Annotated in this window: 16 protein-coding genes; 9 read left to right on the plus strand and 7 right to left on the minus strand. The window is 45.5% G+C overall.

Features of this window, described 5'->3' with window-relative positions; all coding sequences use genetic code 11:
* Nucleotides 1-21: 21 nt before the first annotated feature.
* Nucleotides 22-570, minus strand: coding sequence for a transcriptional regulator PadR (padR, locus tag NX903_RS03930; RefSeq protein ID WP_086343593.1), 549 nt, complete (start codon nucleotides 568-570; stop codon nucleotides 22-24).
* Between the two features lie 275 nt (nucleotides 571-845).
* Between padR and estB the strand changes: the two genes are divergently transcribed.
* From estB to bstA, 3 genes are all read left to right on the plus strand, one after another.
* A complete protein-coding gene (gene estB, locus NX903_RS03935; protein WP_003243184.1) occupies nucleotides 846-1,478 on the plus strand; it encodes an esterase EstB in 633 nt (210 codons plus the stop codon).
* Nucleotides 1,479-1,696: 218 nt separating this feature from the next.
* A complete protein-coding gene (locus tag NX903_RS03940; RefSeq protein WP_086343594.1) occupies nucleotides 1,697-2,785 on the plus strand; it encodes an acyltransferase family protein in 1,089 nt (362 codons plus the stop codon).
* A gap of 111 nt (nucleotides 2,786-2,896) precedes the next feature.
* Nucleotides 2,897-3,433 carry a bacillithiol transferase BstA gene (gene bstA, locus NX903_RS03945; RefSeq protein ID WP_086343595.1) on the plus strand — a complete coding sequence of 179 codons (537 nt, stop codon included), beginning with the start codon at nucleotides 2,897-2,899 and terminating at the stop codon, nucleotides 3,431-3,433.
* Here the strand turns inward: bstA and NX903_RS03950 are convergent.
* Nucleotides 3,430-4,986, minus strand: a complete 1,557-nt coding sequence (locus tag NX903_RS03950; protein WP_086343596.1) for an MFS transporter — start codon at nucleotides 4,984-4,986, stop codon at nucleotides 3,430-3,432. The two genes, bstA and NX903_RS03950, sit on opposite strands and share 4 nt — an antisense overlap.
* A gap of 112 nt (nucleotides 4,987-5,098) precedes the next feature.
* Nucleotides 5,099-5,581 carry a MarR family transcriptional regulator gene (locus NX903_RS03955; protein ID WP_003233577.1) on the minus strand — a complete coding sequence of 161 codons (483 nt, stop codon included), beginning with the start codon at nucleotides 5,579-5,581 and terminating at the stop codon, nucleotides 5,099-5,101.
* A gap of 171 nt (nucleotides 5,582-5,752) precedes the next feature.
* Here NX903_RS03955 and mprF point away from each other — a divergent pair, with 171 nt between their 5' ends.
* On the plus strand, nucleotides 5,753-8,323 hold the full coding sequence (gene mprF / locus NX903_RS03960) for a bifunctional lysylphosphatidylglycerol flippase/synthetase MprF (RefSeq protein ID WP_086343597.1): 2,571 nt from the start codon (nucleotides 5,753-5,755) through the stop codon (nucleotides 8,321-8,323).
* A 17-nt stretch (nucleotides 8,324-8,340) separates the two neighbouring features.
* Here mprF and NX903_RS03965 read toward each other — a convergent pair whose 3' ends face one another.
* Nucleotides 8,341-9,318, minus strand: a complete 978-nt coding sequence (locus NX903_RS03965) for an ABC transporter substrate-binding protein (RefSeq protein WP_042975711.1) — start codon at nucleotides 9,316-9,318, stop codon at nucleotides 8,341-8,343.
* Between the two features lie 130 nt (nucleotides 9,319-9,448).
* Between NX903_RS03965 and NX903_RS03970 the strand changes: the two genes are divergently transcribed.
* The 4 genes from NX903_RS03970 (at nucleotide 9,449) to NX903_RS03985 (ending at nucleotide 13,146) form a co-directional block, all read left to right on the plus strand.
* Nucleotides 9,449-10,450 carry a FecCD family ABC transporter permease gene (locus tag NX903_RS03970; RefSeq protein ID WP_003233570.1) on the plus strand — a complete coding sequence of 334 codons (1,002 nt, stop codon included), beginning with the start codon at nucleotides 9,449-9,451 and terminating at the stop codon, nucleotides 10,448-10,450.
* Nucleotides 10,447-11,478, plus strand: coding sequence for a FecCD family ABC transporter permease (locus tag NX903_RS03975; protein WP_086343598.1), 1,032 nt, complete (start codon nucleotides 10,447-10,449; stop codon nucleotides 11,476-11,478). The genes NX903_RS03970 and NX903_RS03975 overlap by 4 nt, the downstream gene beginning before the upstream one ends.
* 114 nt (nucleotides 11,479-11,592) lie before the next feature.
* Nucleotides 11,593-12,474 (plus strand): PhzF family phenazine biosynthesis isomerase, encoded by an 882-nt coding sequence (locus tag NX903_RS03980; RefSeq protein WP_086343599.1) that lies wholly within the window; start codon nucleotides 11,593-11,595, stop codon nucleotides 12,472-12,474.
* A gap of 87 nt (nucleotides 12,475-12,561) precedes the next feature.
* Nucleotides 12,562-13,146 carry a nitroreductase family protein gene (locus tag NX903_RS03985; RefSeq protein WP_086343600.1) on the plus strand — a complete coding sequence of 195 codons (585 nt, stop codon included), beginning with the start codon at nucleotides 12,562-12,564 and terminating at the stop codon, nucleotides 13,144-13,146.
* Nucleotides 13,147-13,184: 38 nt separating this feature from the next.
* On the opposite strand, the gene NX903_RS03990 is transcribed toward NX903_RS03985, so the two are convergent.
* From NX903_RS03990 to NX903_RS04000, 3 genes are all read right to left on the minus strand, one after another.
* A complete protein-coding gene (locus NX903_RS03990; protein ID WP_003233561.1) occupies nucleotides 13,185-13,376 on the minus strand; it encodes a YfhD family protein in 192 nt (63 codons plus the stop codon).
* Between the two features lie 66 nt (nucleotides 13,377-13,442).
* The gene (locus NX903_RS03995) at nucleotides 13,443-13,553 is read right to left on the minus strand and encodes a YfhE family protein (RefSeq protein WP_003223230.1); all 111 of its coding nucleotides are present in this window, start codon (nucleotides 13,551-13,553) and stop codon (nucleotides 13,443-13,445) included.
* A 54-nt stretch (nucleotides 13,554-13,607) separates the two neighbouring features.
* Nucleotides 13,608-14,519, minus strand: a complete 912-nt coding sequence (locus NX903_RS04000; protein ID WP_086343601.1) for a TIGR01777 family oxidoreductase — start codon at nucleotides 14,517-14,519, stop codon at nucleotides 13,608-13,610.
* Between the two features lie 88 nt (nucleotides 14,520-14,607).
* Here NX903_RS04000 and recX point away from each other — a divergent pair, with 88 nt between their 5' ends.
* A complete protein-coding gene (gene recX, locus NX903_RS04005; RefSeq protein ID WP_086343602.1) occupies nucleotides 14,608-15,402 on the plus strand; it encodes a recombination regulator RecX in 795 nt (264 codons plus the stop codon).

Here is a 15,402-nt window from a genome sequence, read left to right on the forward strand (position 1 = left end):
CAGCCTGAAGGCCGCTCCCGGTTAATCCTTATCGATCATAGCTAATATCGATTCCAGCCAAGAAACGTAATTTTTCTCCCGCTCCAGCGCTTTCGTCAGCACGAGGTAGTGGCCGAAGTCCGGTGAAGAAAACGACATCGGCTCTGCTGAAGCCATAAGCTTTTCATAGCTTTCCTGCAGGTCAGACAGCTTGGCCTTGCGTTTTAGAAGCTGGTCTGTAAACAATTCTGAAGCCTCCTGCCGTGATAGAGAAGAAATAAAGTATGCCTTCAGCATAAATTCATCCTTCACCGTCTCCGGTATCGGATGATGGCGGATCAGCCAGTCATGCAGTTCCTGCTTTCCGCTGTCTGTCAGGGTGTACATCTTTTTCTCCAGCTTTGTGCCCTGAATCGTTGTCCGAAACGTGATAAATCCTTCATCCGTCAGCTTTTTGAGCTCAGGGTAAATCTGGCTGTGCTTGGCGCTCCAAAACTGGCCGAGCTCCTCTTTAAAATAACTCGTAATATCGTATCCACTCAATTCGCCTTTTCGCAAAAGCCCTAATATGGCGTATTTTAATACTCTCATGCTATCCTCCGTGTCTGGCTGTTTCGCAAAACAGATGAGCCGGTGCTCAACTGTGATTCTAACTGCCTATTCCCCTTATTATAGAAAAGGGAGGAAGGGAACACAACCGGGCTCTTTGGAAATGAAAATAAAAGGTTTGTCAGAAGGTATCCGATTTATCTCCGTCAATGATATAAAAGAGATTTAAATTTAATTTTCAGAAAAAATATTAACTATATTGATTTTTTATGTATAATAGGAAATTGGTGGTATCAGCATTTTAAGGGGGAATAAACGTGAAAAAAGTACTTATGGCATTCATTATTTGTTTATCGCTGATTCTATCTGTTTTAGCCGCTCCGCCGTCTGGCGCAAAAGCTGAATCAGTACATAATCCTGTCGTTCTTGTTCATGGAATAAGTGGTGCATCATACAACTTTTTCGCTATTAAAAACTACTTAATTTCTCAAGGCTGGCAAAGCAACAAACTGTACGCAATTGATTTTTATGATAAAACAGGAAACAACCTAAATAACGGCCCGCAGCTTGCTTCATATGTTGACCGTGTTTTAAAAGAGACGGGGGCAAAAAAAGTAGATATTGTGGCTCATAGTATGGGAGGCGCCAATACGCTGTACTATATTAAATATTTAGGCGGGGGCAATAAGATTCAAAATGTCGTAACGCTTGGAGGGGCTAATGGTTTAGTGTCATCAACGGCGCTGCCGGGTACAGATCCTAATCAAAAGATCCTCTATACATCTATTTACAGTCTCAATGATCAAATTGTCATCAATAGCTTGTCTCGGTTACAAGGAGCGCGAAACATCCAGCTTTATGGCATCGGTCATATTGGCTTGCTCTCTAATAGCCAAGTGAACGGCTATATCAAAGAAGGGCTGAATGGCGGAGGCCTCAATACAAATTAATATCTTCATAAAAAACCTGCAGTCTCCGTTACGGCAGGTTTTTTGCATTTTTCTAGCAATCTCGTCTGAGAAAGATACACCAATAAGGCAGAGGGGTTTATGACCTTAGTCTATCATGCATACGTCAATTTATGACATCAGGCACTTTTTCAAATAGAGCGGACATGTTAAGGTACAACCATCGATTTCTATCAATTTGAAATAAAAGGAGCGGTGTTATGCAAATTAAAGAAATTTTTATGATCCGCTGCATTTCGTGCTTAAGTGTCGTCTTGCTCCATATCATTTCAATGGTACTGATGCTTCAGGCAGAAGCTCTTGCAGATATTTCTCACACTGTTGATTCTTTCCGAACACTCCTGATGTTCAGCACGCCCGCTTTTATTTTCATCTCTGAATTTTTACTGGCCCGTTCTTATCCTGATGGGGTGCCTGACGGTTTTTTAAAGAAGCGGGGAAAAGTGATTTTTGTTCCTTTTTTATTTATCGCGGCCATCGATGCGCTGCTGATGACCAGTGCGATGGGGGGAGAGGTAACCTTTCTCGCGTTTGTGCAAAAATATCTGGCGAACGTATTCTTAGGAAACTTTATCGGATACTTCATTCTCGTCATCTTTCAATTTTACATGCTGCATATGATGTTTCATGAGTATTTGAAAAAAGCATCGCCGAAATGGGTGCTGTTTATCTCATTTGTGGTGACAGCCGCTTATTTAGGCTATTTCTCCGCAGCCAGCCCGGCTCCTGCTTCTGAAGAGGGCGGGGCATTTCCGTTCTTCTGGGTTCCGTTCGCAGGCTGGCTTTTCTACTTTTGTCTAGCCTACTATTGCGGAAAAGAATACAAGCGTTTTTTAGCGCTGCTGAACCAATACCGCTGGGTCGTATACGGTTGCGCAATTGCTTCTGGGGCGCTGGTTGTCACTGTTTCTTATGTGGGTGAAATCGGCATGATCAGCTCGAAGCGGCCTGATATCATGCTGTATTCAACAAGCATGATTTTCCTGTGTTTTCACTTGTTTTCCAAAATGAAGCATGTGCCGAAAATCATGATGTTTATCAGCAACTATTCCTTTTCGATTTATCTGCTTCATGCCTATTTTATGATTATAGGCTACGTGTTGCTTTTGAATATGCCCGAAATTCCCGCCGTACCGGCTGTTCTCCTGCTGTTTGCCGTGTGCACAGCCGGCCCGATTCTGACCTCGTGGGCACTGAATAAATTCAAATACGGGTATTTATTTGTGGGGAAAATTTATCAGCCAAAACAGAAGAAGGTAACAGTCGAAGTGCGTGATCACGCAGGGTGAAAAACAAGCGGCAGGAGGGCTCCTGCCGCTTGTTGTGTATTAAATCATACAGTATACACAATCTTTTTCTTGTAAAATAAAGGAGAAGAGTGAATAGAAGGGAGAACATTCATGACATCAGTCAATCTAAGCTACCCAATAGGAGAATACAAGGCGAGGGAATCCATATCGAAGGAGCAAAAAGATAAATGGATTCAAGTACTTGAAGAAGTGCCGGCAAAATTGAAGCAAGCTGTAGAGGGCATGACGGACAGCCAGCTTGACACACCGTACCGGGACGGTGGATGGACCGTTCGGCAAGTTATTCATCATCTGGCTGACAGTCATATGAACAGCTATATTCGTTTTAAATTGAGCTTGACGGAAGAGACACCGGCTATCCGTCCGTATGATGAAAAAGCATGGTCGGAGCTAAAAGACTCGAAAACGGCAGATCCGAGCGGCTCACTCGCGCTTTTGCAGGAGCTTCACGGAAGATGGACGGCTCTGCTCCGCACTCTGACGGATCAGCAATTTAAGCGCGGATTTTATCACCCTGATACAAAGGAGATCATTACCCTGGAGAACGCGCTCGGCCTGTATGTCTGGCACTCACATCACCATATCGCTCATATTACGGAGCTTTCCAGACGGATGGGGTGGTCTTAACGCTTTTGCCGGTGGAAAGCCGGAATACTGATAGCAGCAATCACCAGAAGTGAGATCACAGCAGCCGCTGCATATAACTGATCATAGCCGCTGGCGACACTCGCATGAATGGCGTCGCTTATCGCGGTTTTGACTTCAGGAACGGGAATGCGTTCGATTTGTTCTTGTAAAGAAGAAACATCAGAACTGTCGATCTCCGGAATCATCTGCATCGCCTTTTCTGAATATCCGCTGTCCGATAAGCGGCTGTTGATCTCATCACCTATTTGGTCAAACCCGGCTGTGATAAAACCTGCATAAAGAGTAGGCGCCAAGGTCAGTCCAATTTGCCTTACTAATGAAAGCGTGCCAAGAGCTGTACCCTTATTTGTTTTTGCCGCTTCTGATACAAGGACGTTCAGCGGAGCGCCTAACAGAAAGCCAAAACCGATCCCAGCTGCCACACTTGCGATCATAAACTCCCATTTTTCCGTCACCCAGAACGGAAATAAAGCAAACCCCGCACATGAGATGATTCCCGAAAGAATAACGGTTTTTACAGGACCTTTTTTGTCGGTAAGCGCTCCGCCAAGCCAAGCGCCGATTCCGGAAGCCAACGCAAGCGGTGTCATCCAATAGCCTGCTTTTGCGGCAGGGACACCCAAATACTGCTCGACATATGACGGGATAAAAATGACTGCCGCCAAGAGCCCCCCGGATAATAAACCAATGATAAGCGTGCGCTGAAACATATGGTTTCGCAGCAGAGAATACGCCAAAATGGGATCGCCTCCTCGCATTTCAACTCTCTTTTCATACGAGATAAGCGCTGCAAAACAGAGTAGGCCAAAAATAATACATCCATAAACCTCCGGATTCCCCAAGCTGTGTAAGAGATTTGCCCCGTCAAGGTTCGTCATGCCGTACATCACGGCTAAAATCGACAGGGATAGAAGGAAGATTCCGGCCGCGTCGAGGCGCTTAGCTTCAGGTGCTTTTGTTTCCGCGATAAAGTATGAGCCGAAAACAACCAATAGCACGGCAATCGGCAAATTAATCAAAAACAGCCAATGCCAAGACCCGGTCCAATCAAGCAGAAAGCTTCCGATATTTGGCCCGAGCACAGCGGCCATCCCGTTCATTGCGCCAAGCAGCCCAAGCGCCTTCCCCTGTTTTTCCTTTGGAAGGGTCGCGAGAATGTGAGAGCTGCCGATGATGAAAATCCCGCCGCCTCCAAGCGCCTGAATCAGCCGCGATATCAGAAAGAGCGGGAAGCTTTGGCTCAAAGCAACAAGCAAAGAACCAAGTCCGAACAGGCAAACCTCAATGAGAAAGAGTTTTTTTCTGCCGTAGCGGTCGGAAAGCTTTCCGACGATTGGCACACTGACGCTAAGACCGAGCGTATAAAGGGTAATGCCCCATGATCCCCAGGAAGGGGAAACGGCAAACGACTCGTTTATCGTTGTTAAGGCAGCTGAAATAATTCCGTTATCTAGCGCAGCCATAAATACACCAACCGTAAACAGGCTGATCGCCCACTTTTGGCCTTTCTGCTCTGTTAATGCTTCAGACATATTCATCAACCCCTTTTTTTATTCACTCAAAGTATATTATTCATTTTAAATGAACTAAATGTCAAATAAAAAAAGCCTGCTCCCGCAGTTTGCGGATGACAGACTTACAGATTTATTCTTTTTTCGCTTTCTCTAATGCTCTTGAAAGGATAGACAGCCCTTCGGAAACCGCCTGCTTTTCTTCAGGGGACAGCAGCTCTAATGAACGCTTCAATTTCAGGTGGCCTTTTTCATATAAACCCCGGAAAATCTTTTTCGCATTTTCTGTCAACTGAACAACTACAGAGCGGCGGTCCTCTTCAGAATGTGAGCGTTTGACAAACCCTGATTTCTCAAGGCGGTCAAGCAGCCCAGTTGTATTGGACAGGGAAGCCCCCATTTTTTCAGCAATGTCGCTCACTTTCAATGTTCCATGGTTGTTTAATAGCATCAACACCTTCATTTGCGGCATGCTCATATCCAGCTTCATCCACTCGGACACATCACCGAGGCCGGCGGAAGTTAAGACTTTCATATAGAGCACCCATATTTCCCGTTCCTCCGATGAAAGAATGTTTTCGTTTAATACTGTTGTATCGTGTAAATTATATTCCATTTCATCACTTCCTCATCATTCACTCCTCTTACCATATTACTCGATTTTCACTCCTGAAAGAAAGTGAGCAGAAACCGCATGCGGGACTTTGTCCGAAAAATAACGGTAGTGTATAATGAGTTGGAGATTATTGGGGGAGAGGATCGAACTAGAATATGATTGGAGAGACCATTGCTGATTAAAAAGAATGCTTTATCAATATTAAAAATCGTTTTTCCTATTGCTGTTTTGCTATTTGTTATTTATCAATCGAAAAAAGAACTGACAAATCTGTCATTCAAACGTACGCTCATGGTCATCAACGGACTGGAACGAACGGACTTATTCATGCTTGTGTTGATCGGCTTGCTGGCTGTTGCGGCTATGTCGCTGTATGATTACGTCCTGAAATACTCACTGCGCCTATCGATCACAAACGGAAAAGTATTCAGGGTTTCCTGGATCGCCAACTCATTTAATAATGTGCTGGGATTCGGCGGTTTAGCCGGAGTCGGGTTAAGAATGATGTTCTATAAGGAGCATACGAAAGACCATAAGGCACTCGTGAAAGGAATCGCCTGGCTCACATCATCTATGCTGCTCGGATTATCTGTTTTCAGCATTTTCGTCGCTGCGAGAGTGCTGCCAGTGGATGAAGTGATTCATGAGAAGCCTTGGCTGTGGGCGGTCGTTATCGGTTTTGCGCTGATATTGCCGTTATCTTTAGCGGTGTCCAAAATAAAAGGGCGCAAAGCTGGGGACGAAGAGAATGCGGACAAAGTGAAAAATCCGATTTTCGCGTATATTGGAGCTTCAGTTGTTGAATGGCTCATGGCCGGGATCGTCATTTATTTTGCTTTGTTCGCTATGGGCATTCATGCAGATATCAGGTATGTGTTCGGGGTGTTCGTCATTGCGGCGATCGGAGGAATGATCAGCCTCGTGCCGGGCGGCTTCGGCTCGTTTGACCTTTTATTTTTGCTGGGGATGGAGCAGCTTGGCTATCATCAGGAGGCCATCGTTACTTCTATTGTGTTGTACAGGCTCGCCTATTCATTTATCCCATTCATCTTAGGCCTGTTCTTTGCCGCAGGCGACCTGACGGAAAATACAATGAAGAGGCTCGAAACGAACCCGCGCATCGCACCGGCAATTGAGACGACAAACGTTCTGCTTGTTGTTCAGCGTGCGGTATTAGTGAGAATTTTGCAAGGCTCGCTTTCCCTTATTGTGTTCGTAGCAGGTCTGATTGTCCTGGCCTCAGTTTCCTTGCCGATTGACAGGCTGACGGTTATACCGCACATTCCGCGCCCGGCGCTTTTGCTGTTCAACGGCCTGTCCTTAAGCTCAGCGCTCATTCTGCTGATTTTGCCGATCGAGCTTTATAAACGGACAAAACGTTCCTATACGATGGCCATTACAGCGCTTGTCGGCGGCTTTGTGTTCAGCTTTTTAAAAGGGCTTAACATCAGCGCGATATTTGTACTGCCGATGATTATCGTATTGCTTGTGCTATTGAAAAAACAATTTGTTCGCGAACAGGCATCCTATACACTGGGACAATTGATATTCGCTGTGGCGCTGTTTACTGTGGCGCTCTTTAACTACAATCTGATCGCGGGCTTTATTTGGGACCGGATGAAGAAGGTGCTGCGTCACGAGTATTTCGTCCACAGCACCTCGCATATTACACATGCAACCATCATGGCGATCATCATTGTGCCGCTGTTCTTCTTGATATTTACAGTGGTCTATCATAAGAGAACGAAACCGATCGGAGAGAAAGCTGACCCTGAGCGTCTTACTGCGTTTCTCAATGAAAAAGGCGGCAACGCGCTGAGCCATCTTGGTTTTCTTGGAGATAAGCGGTTTTATTTTTCTAGTGATGGGAATGCACTGCTTCTGTTTGGAAAAATCGCCAGAAGGCTGGTCGTGCTCGGCGATCCGTCTGGCCAAAGAGAATCATTCCCGCTCGTGCTGGAAGAATTTCTGAACGAAGCGCATCAGAAGGGATTCAGTGTTTTGTTCTATCAAATTGAACGAGAGGACATGGCGCTGTATCACGATTTTGGCTACAACTTCTTTAAATTGGGCGAGGAAGCATATGTAGATTTAAATACATTTACCTTGAGTGGGAAGAAAAAAGCCGGCCTTCGGGCAATCAATAACCGCTTTGAGCGGGAGGAGTATACTTTCCATGTGGATCATCCCCCATTTTCTGATGCGTTTTTGGAGGAGCTGAAGCAAATCTCAGACGAATGGCTCGGCTCGAAAAAAGAGAAGGGATTCTCGCTCGGATTTTTTGATCCTTCCTATTTACAGAAAGCGCCGATCGCCTATATGAAAAATGCAGAAGGAGAGATCGTTGCATTCGCAAATGTCATGCCGATGTACCAGGAAGGAGAGATATCGGTCGATCTGATGCGCTATCGCGGCGACGCTCCAAATGGCATTATGGACGCATTGTTTATCCGTATGTTTTTATGGGCAAAGGAAGAGGGCTGCACGTCATTTAATATGGGGATGGCACCCTTGGCCAATGTCGGCACTGCCTTTACATCCTTCTGGTCCGAAAGGTTTGCCGCTGTCATTTTTAATAATGTCAGATACATGTACAGCTTCAGCGGCCTAAGAGCCTTTAAAGAAAAATACAAACCGGAGTGGCGAGGGAAATACTTGGCGTATCGGAAAAACAGATCTCTTTCTGTCACCATGTTCCTCGTTACACGTCTAATTGGCAAAAGCAAAAAAGACTCCGTCTAATAAGACGGAGTCTTTTTTTATTTCGTTTTTAAGAAGTAGGTTTCAATATCATCAAGCAGATAGTTTGCGGCTTTAATTCCGCCTGCGGTTGTCCACACGACGTCATCGACTTCATGTGCATTACCTGACTTCACGGCCTTCAGGTTTTTCCATAGTGAACTGCTTGTCCACTGATTGGCCCATTTTTCATTTTCCTTTGCATTATCGGCTTTATAAGTGAAATAAAACAGCACATCAGCATCCATATCAGGAATGGATTCTTTACTGTCGGTTGAGAACGTAAATTGGTCCTTTTGTTTCTTGAACAGTTCTACTTGTTTTTCAGGGCGTTTGAAGCCAAGCTGGTCTAAAATAATCCCAGGAAATGAATCGGTATAATAGATTCTTGATTCACCGGATAAAAAGCGTACGACAGAAACGGTTTTGTTTGTCTGGTCGCCCAGCTTGTTTTTTAAATCAGAAACGCGTTTATCAAAATCGGCAATGACTTCCTTGCCTTTGTCAGCCTTATTCACCGCGTTGGCGTATAGAGTCAGGTTATCCTTCCAGTTCCCAGCCAAAGATTCAGCGAAAACAGTCGGCGCAATCGCATTTAACTGATCATAAATTTTTTCTTGGCGCACTTTGTTTCCAATAATCAAATCAGGCTTTAATTCTGCGATGGCTTCCACATTCGGTTCCGTTTCAAGACCGACGTTTTTAACGCCTTTCATGTCATCTTTCAGATAGTCATACCACGGGTCGCCCTTCCATGACTTTACGGCTCCGACCGGCTTAATGCCAAGCGCTAAGAGCGCCTCTGTTCCTTCATTAGTTAAAACAACAATCCGTTTTGGATTGGCGGGAATGTTGTCTGATGTCCCCATTGCATGTTTGACCGTTCTAGTTTTGCTGCTTGACCCCTCACTGTTACTTGAACTTTCTGAACTATTACAGGCAGAAAGTACTATAACGGCCATTAAAAATACGAATAGCATGCTGATATGCTTTTTCATCTTTTTCCTCCCAATATTGAAATTCATTATCATTTAGATCATAATAAGCAGTGTTAAGAGTGTCAATCCCTAATTGAGGATTATTCTCAAAAACAAACATTACATAGTAAATAACTAGGAGAATTAGATCATGATCTGCAAAAAGGCATCTTCAAAATGGATTGTGTTAGTATGTCTGATTTTCATTTTACTGGCGGCTGTCTGCGCAAGCGTCGTGTACGGCTATACAGGTACGTCATGGAGACAGGTCTATCAGGCGTTTACTTCCTTCAACGGAACAAATGAGCATGTCATCATCAAGGATGTCAGGCTTCCGCGCGCTTTGGTTGCCACAGTTGTCGGCGCCTCGCTTGCAGCCGCGGGCGCTCTCATGCAGGCGCTCACAAAAAATCCGCTTGCGTCACCGGGCATTTTCGGGATTAACGCCGGTGCAGGTTTTTTTATTGTTGCCGGATCGTTTTTTCTGCATATTCAGTCACCTCAGGCATTAGTATGGAGCTCGTTTCTGGGGGCAGCATTTACCGCCGCGATCGTCTATGCAGCAGGCTCGCTTGGGAGGGAAGGGCTGACGCCAATCAAACTGACGCTGGCGGGAGCTGCCATGGCGGCTATGTTTTCTTCTCTGACACAGGGCTTGCTTTCTGTTAATGAACTCGAGCTTGCCCAGGTGCTTTTTTGGCTGACCGGCTCTGTGCAGGGCCGGAGTCTGGATCTGCTGATGACGATGTTTCCATATGCAGCGGCAGCGCTGGTAATCTGCTTCTTTCTCGGCCAAAAAATTAACCTCCTCGTTATGGGAGAAGATGTGGCAAAAGGACTTGGCCAAAAAACAGGCCTGTTGAAATTTGTGATGGCGCTTTGTGTTGTCATGCTTGCAGGGTCCGCTGTCGCCATTGCCGGGCCGATTTCTTTTATCGGCATCATTATTCCGCATTTTGCCCGCTTTGTCGTTGGTAATGATTATCGCTGGGTTCTGCCATTTTCCGCTGTTTTAGGTGCCATTTTGCTTGTTTGTGCGGATATCGGTGCGCGATATATCATTATGCCTCAGGAAGTTCCTGTCGGGGTCATGACCGCCATCATCGGAATGCCTGTGTTTGTGTACATCGCAAGAAGGGGGGCGAAGCTATGAAACTTCGTTTTGGCGTTACTGCGGCTGAAAAGAAAGCATGGATCGTATTTTTGGTTTTACTGGGGTTAACAGCTGCTGTACTCATCATAAGCGCTGGTCTCGGACAAAGGTTTATTCCTCCCTGGGATGTAGCAAAAACATTCTTTGGTGCAGATTCCAAGCTGGATGAACTGATGATCATGTCGTTCCGCATGCCAAGAATTTTGACGGCTTTATGCGCCGGTGTCTGCTTGGCAGCGGCAGGCGCGATATTGCAGGGGCTCGTCAGAAACCCTCTCGCATCTCCGGATATTATCGGAATAACAGGAGGAGCGGCGGTAGCGGTCGTGCTTTTAATGATGTTCTTCTCAGACCGCAGCAGTTCACTTACGATCAGTCTGTCATGGCTTCCGGCAGCCGCATTTATCGGCGCATCGGCTGTCGGACTCATCGTCTATTTACTGGCATACAAAAATGGTGCCTCCACATTTCGGCTGGTGCTTATCGGAATCGGATTTTCAATGTCGGCGCAGGCGATGACTACCCTGCTAATGATCAAAGGTCCGATTTACCGGGCATCACAAGCCAATGTGTATATCACTGGGTCAGTTTATGGGTCAAACTGGCAGCATGTAAAAATAGCTATTATCTTATCTGTCATTCTCTTATTCATTTGTTTTGTCGCGCTAAAAAATATGAATATACAGGTGCTGGGTGAAGATATTGCGGCGGGTTCAGGAAGCGCTGTGCAGCGAAATCGTTTTTTCTTGCTCCTTTTGAGTACGGCTCTTACGGGTTGTGCAGTTTCAGTTGCCGGCACAATCGGTTTTGTCGGGCTGATGGCGCCCCATATTGCAAGACGGCTTGTCGGCTCATCTTATGGCGCGCTGCTCCCAACGTCGGCACTTATTGGAGCTCTGCTCGTTTTAACAGCTGATATCGTCGGCAGAACCTTATTTGCTCCGGTGGAAGTGCCGGCCGGCGTCTTTACAGCGGCTATCGGCGCACCTTATTTTATTTATTTGCTCTATAAAACAAGAAATTCTTGATCGTTACACCCATTTTCTTAAAAAAGAAAATGGGTTTTTTTGATAATGACTGAAGGTTCGTAATTATTTTTGCTATACTGACAGAGACATTGATAAAGAAAGGGCGGCAGATGAATGAAAGAAGCAGAGGTATTAAAATATGAAGCATTTACAAGCAGTCCCGGCAAAGGAAACCCCGCAGGCGTCGTTTTGCAGGGAGACGATTATACGGAAGACGAGATGCAGATCATAGCTGAACGTGCCGGGTATTCAGAAACCTCCTTTATCCGAAAAAGCGAGTCGGCCGATCTTGAACTCCGTTACTTTACCCCTGGACACGAAATGAATTTGTGCGGTCATGCGACAGTTGCTTCTCTTTACGCATTATGTGAGAAAGGAATGCTGGAGAGCGGTAAAACGTACAGCATCCAAACGAAAGCGGGTATCCTGCCTGTGAAGATTTCTGAAAAAGATGGCCGTATTCATATCACGCTTGAACAGGCCTCTCCGCAATTCAAACCATTTACAGGCGATCGGAAAAAACTTGCGGACGCACTGGGTATCACCGATGAAGATTTTCATGAAGACCTTCCGATTGTGTTTGGCAGCACTGGGATATGGACAGCCATCGTTCCGCTTAAATCATTGGAGGCTTCCAAAAAAATGGTACCAGATAACAAACAATTTCCGGAAGTGTTAGTTGATCTGCCAAAAGCTTCAGTCCATCCGTTTACCTTTGAAACCGTCCATCCCGACAGCGACCTGCACGGGCGCCACTTTTCATCCCCATATTCGGGAACGATTGAAGACCCCGTGACCGGCACAGCATCCGGCGTGATGGGGGCTTATATGAAACATTATGGCAATACCGAGCAGCATAAATTTATCATTGAACAAGGGCAGGAAATTGGAAAAGACGGAAAAGTGGAGATCGAAATGAACGAAGCCGGCGGCCATGTGAAAGTGAACATGACAGGAACAGCCGTTTACTCAGAAACCCGTATTCTTAAAATCTAATACGGATGATGGTTTACAAAAAGATGCACTTTCCGTTATCATTATGAAATGATAATCATTTTCAATTGCATAGGAAGGTGAGACGGTATGCCTCAAACCGAACAAATACATCAGCATTCAGTACTGCGGGACATCATACGCAGCAGAAGATCGATTCGAAAGTTTAAACAAGAGCCAGTACCTTCAGCAGTCATTCTTGACATGCTTGAAACGGCAAAATATGCGCCAAATCACAGAGTGACAGAGCCATGGAGATTTATTTACGTTTCCAGTGAGACAGGTAAAGCGAACCTCATTAATACATTTGCAGCGTTCTCTAAGAAATCCAAGCCGGATATGACAGAGGAAAAGCTTCAAAATTTCAAAAACACACTTGGGCGCGTTCCGGGATTTCTCCTCGTCGTGTTTCAGGAAGATGAAAACGACAGAGCGCGGGACGACGATTTTGCGGCAACAAGCTCGTTGATTCAAAACCTTCAGCTTCTCGCTTGGGAAAAAGGAATCGGCATGGTTTGGAAAAGCGGAAAAATCCTTTATGACAAAGAAGTCCATCAGGCCTTTGGTTTGCAGGATAATGAGCGTTTCGCCGCTATCATACAAACGGGTTATCCTGACGAGGCGCCGGAAGTGAAAAAACGCACACCGATCCGCGACCGATTCACTGAAATGTAAAAAACCCCTTGTCTCAAACGGAGACAAGGGGTTTTTCATTAACGAGATTTCTTTTTCGCTCTGTTGTCGGCTGCTTTCGCACGCTCTTGCGCTTCGCGGTCATCTGCATCAGCAAGCTCGGTTGAATATTCTTCGTAAACGCCGTCAGTTTCCCTTTTTAATGCATCGGGAACTTGTGGAAGCTTTTGTTTGTTTTTATCACGGTTTTTGTGGATATGATTTCTGCCCATATCAAATTCCCCCTAAAAAGTGATATCAAACAAATATAGTATTTGGTTTTAAGGGGCTATGTATTCCTACTTCCGCTTAGCAGCTTTTTCCGCTTTTTTAAATTCGCCTGAATAAAGAACTTCCTGCATTTTCTTCAGGTTGGCGCCTTGCTGGTGCTTCTCCCTCTTTTTTTCCATAAAAAGGACCTCCTTCAACCATGTTATTCTTAAGGTTGACGCTTCCTGCTGTTTTTATACAGTCTTTCGGTCCGCTATCAGCTGTGAGAGTGCAAATTCAAGATCCGAATATGTAAAACGAAATCCAGAGGTTATCGCTTTTTTAGGAAGAGCGCGCTGTCCTTTCACAATCAAAAGACTCATTTCACCCAATGCTTTTGATAAAAAGAAATCCGGGACGGGGAGCCAGTGCGGGCGGTGCTTCACCCGTGCAATCGCTTTTCCGAATTGCTTCATGTCCACAGGATTGGGCGCGGTGACATTCATTGGGCCTGAGATGCCGGCATTTTCCACCGCATATCGGATCATCTGGGCCGCATCCTCGACATGAATCCATGACAGCCACTGCCTTCCCGTTCCGATCGTTCCGCCGGCCAGAAACTTATAGGGGAGAACCATAAGCGGTAGAGCACCTCTTTCTCCAAGCATCACGCCAAATCTTGCATAAACCGTCCGGATGCCCATCGCTTCAATATTCTGTCCTTCCTTTTCCCACAGGTGTGCAGTATGGCTGAGAAAATCCTCATCTGACGTTGCAGAATCTTCTGTGAAAGTTTTCTCAAGGCTTGTCCCGTAAATACCCACGGCACTGGCTTGGATCAATGTCTTCGGCTTCTCCTTCTGTTTCTGAATAAGCCGCTGCACTTCACGCGTCGCATTGATACGGCTGGAGAGAATGTGCTGCTTCGTTTTTTCTGTCCAGCGGCCAAAAATCGATTTTCCCGCAAGGTTTATCCAGACATCAATATGAGGAAGTTCCTGCTCCGGGGCGGCTCCTTCCGTCAGCCATTGCACATATGTCATATTTTTTTGTTCAGTTTCTCTTGCGTTTCTTGATAAAATATAAACATGGTGTCCCTGGCGGATAAGAACGCCTGTCAGATGCTGGCCGAGAAAACCGGTTCCGCCCGTCATTGCGATATTCATGAACATCTCTCCTCATCGTTCTAATAAATATACTTTACCTCATTGTAATAAAAGAAAACGCGTTTCAGGCCTGAGAAGGGAGATTAAGATGCCGTTTATTACAAAAATATCAACGCAAAAAAAGAATACGGAACGCTTCAATATTTTTCTGGATGATAAATACGCCTTCAGCGTGGACGCGGATGTGCTCGTGAAATTTGAGCTCAAGAAGGGAAAAGAACTCGATGATCTTGACATCATTGAGATTCAATACGGCGATGAAGTGAAGAAAGGCTTCAACCGTGCGCTTGACTTTTTATCCTATCGAATGCGGTCGACGAAAGAGGTCGAGGACCACTTAAAGAAAAAAGAAACCTCGCCCCCCGTCATTGCGGAAGTCATCCATAGGCTTAACGATTACAAGTACTTAAACGACCAGGAATTTGCCTCAGCCTATGTCAGCACTCACAAAAAAACAAACGGAAAAGGCCCTGATGTTTTGTTCAGAGAGCTAAGAGCGAAGGGAATTGATGACGATACAATTAAGGAGGTGCTAAGTTCCTTTTCCTTTGAAGATCAGACAAGAGAAGCGGTCAAGCATGTTGAAAAGCTTCTCAAAAAAGATAAAAAGCTTTCGACGAAAGAACTCAAACAGCGCGCCCAGCTGCAGCTTCAGCGCAAGGGCTTCTCATTTGATGTTATCAGCGCGGCGATGGATCAGATTGAATATGAAAATGATGAAGACACAGAGAAAGAAGCGCTGCGCCTTCACGCGGAAAAAGCGTTTAGAAAATACCGCTATGACGGCTCATATGAAAGCGCCATGAAGGTCAAACAATTTTTATTCCGCAAAGGATTCTCACTCGATTTAATCGAGCAATTACTGCAGGAAGAGGAGTACTGA

The sequence above is a fragment of the Bacillus sp. FSL R5-0576 genome (assembly GCF_038004765.1).
Classification (GTDB): domain Bacteria; phylum Bacillota; class Bacilli; order Bacillales; family Bacillaceae; genus Bacillus; species Bacillus subtilis.

Bases quoted from the DNA above. Each gene is read 5' to 3' on its own strand.
- NX903_RS03970 (WP_003233570.1), top strand. From the start codon at position 9,449: ATGATCTGCAAAAAGGCATCTTCAAAATGGATTGTGTTAGTATGTCTG.
- NX903_RS03965 (WP_042975711.1), bottom strand. From the start codon at position 9,318: ATGAAAAAGCATATCAGCATGCTATTCGTATTTTTAATGGCCGTTATA.
- NX903_RS03940 (WP_086343594.1), top strand. From the start codon at position 1,697: ATGCAAATTAAAGAAATTTTTATGATCCGCTGCATTTCGTGCTTAAGT.
- NX903_RS03980 (WP_086343599.1), top strand. From the start codon at position 11,593: ATGAAAGAAGCAGAGGTATTAAAATATGAAGCATTTACAAGCAGTCCC.
- NX903_RS03975 (WP_086343598.1), top strand. From the start codon at position 10,447: ATGAAACTTCGTTTTGGCGTTACTGCGGCTGAAAAGAAAGCATGGATC.
- NX903_RS03990 (WP_003233561.1), bottom strand. From the start codon at position 13,376: ATGGGCAGAAATCATATCCACAAAAACCGTGATAAAAACAAACAAAAG.
- NX903_RS03950 (WP_086343596.1), bottom strand. From the start codon at position 4,986: ATGTCTGAAGCATTAACAGAGCAGAAAGGCCAAAAGTGGGCGATCAGC.
- NX903_RS03995 (WP_003223230.1), bottom strand. From the start codon at position 13,553: ATGGAAAAAAAGAGGGAGAAGCACCAGCAAGGCGCCAACCTGAAGAAA.
- recX (WP_086343602.1), top strand. From the start codon at position 14,608: ATGCCGTTTATTACAAAAATATCAACGCAAAAAAAGAATACGGAACGC.
- bstA (WP_086343595.1), top strand. From the start codon at position 2,897: ATGACATCAGTCAATCTAAGCTACCCAATAGGAGAATACAAGGCGAGG.
- padR (WP_086343593.1), bottom strand. From the start codon at position 570: ATGAGAGTATTAAAATACGCCATATTAGGGCTTTTGCGAAAAGGCGAA.
- NX903_RS03955 (WP_003233577.1), bottom strand. From the start codon at position 5,581: ATGGAATATAATTTACACGATACAACAGTATTAAACGAAAACATTCTT.
- NX903_RS03985 (WP_086343600.1), top strand. From the start codon at position 12,562: ATGCCTCAAACCGAACAAATACATCAGCATTCAGTACTGCGGGACATC.
- NX903_RS04000 (WP_086343601.1), bottom strand. From the start codon at position 14,519: ATGAATATCGCAATGACGGGCGGAACCGGTTTTCTCGGCCAGCATCTG.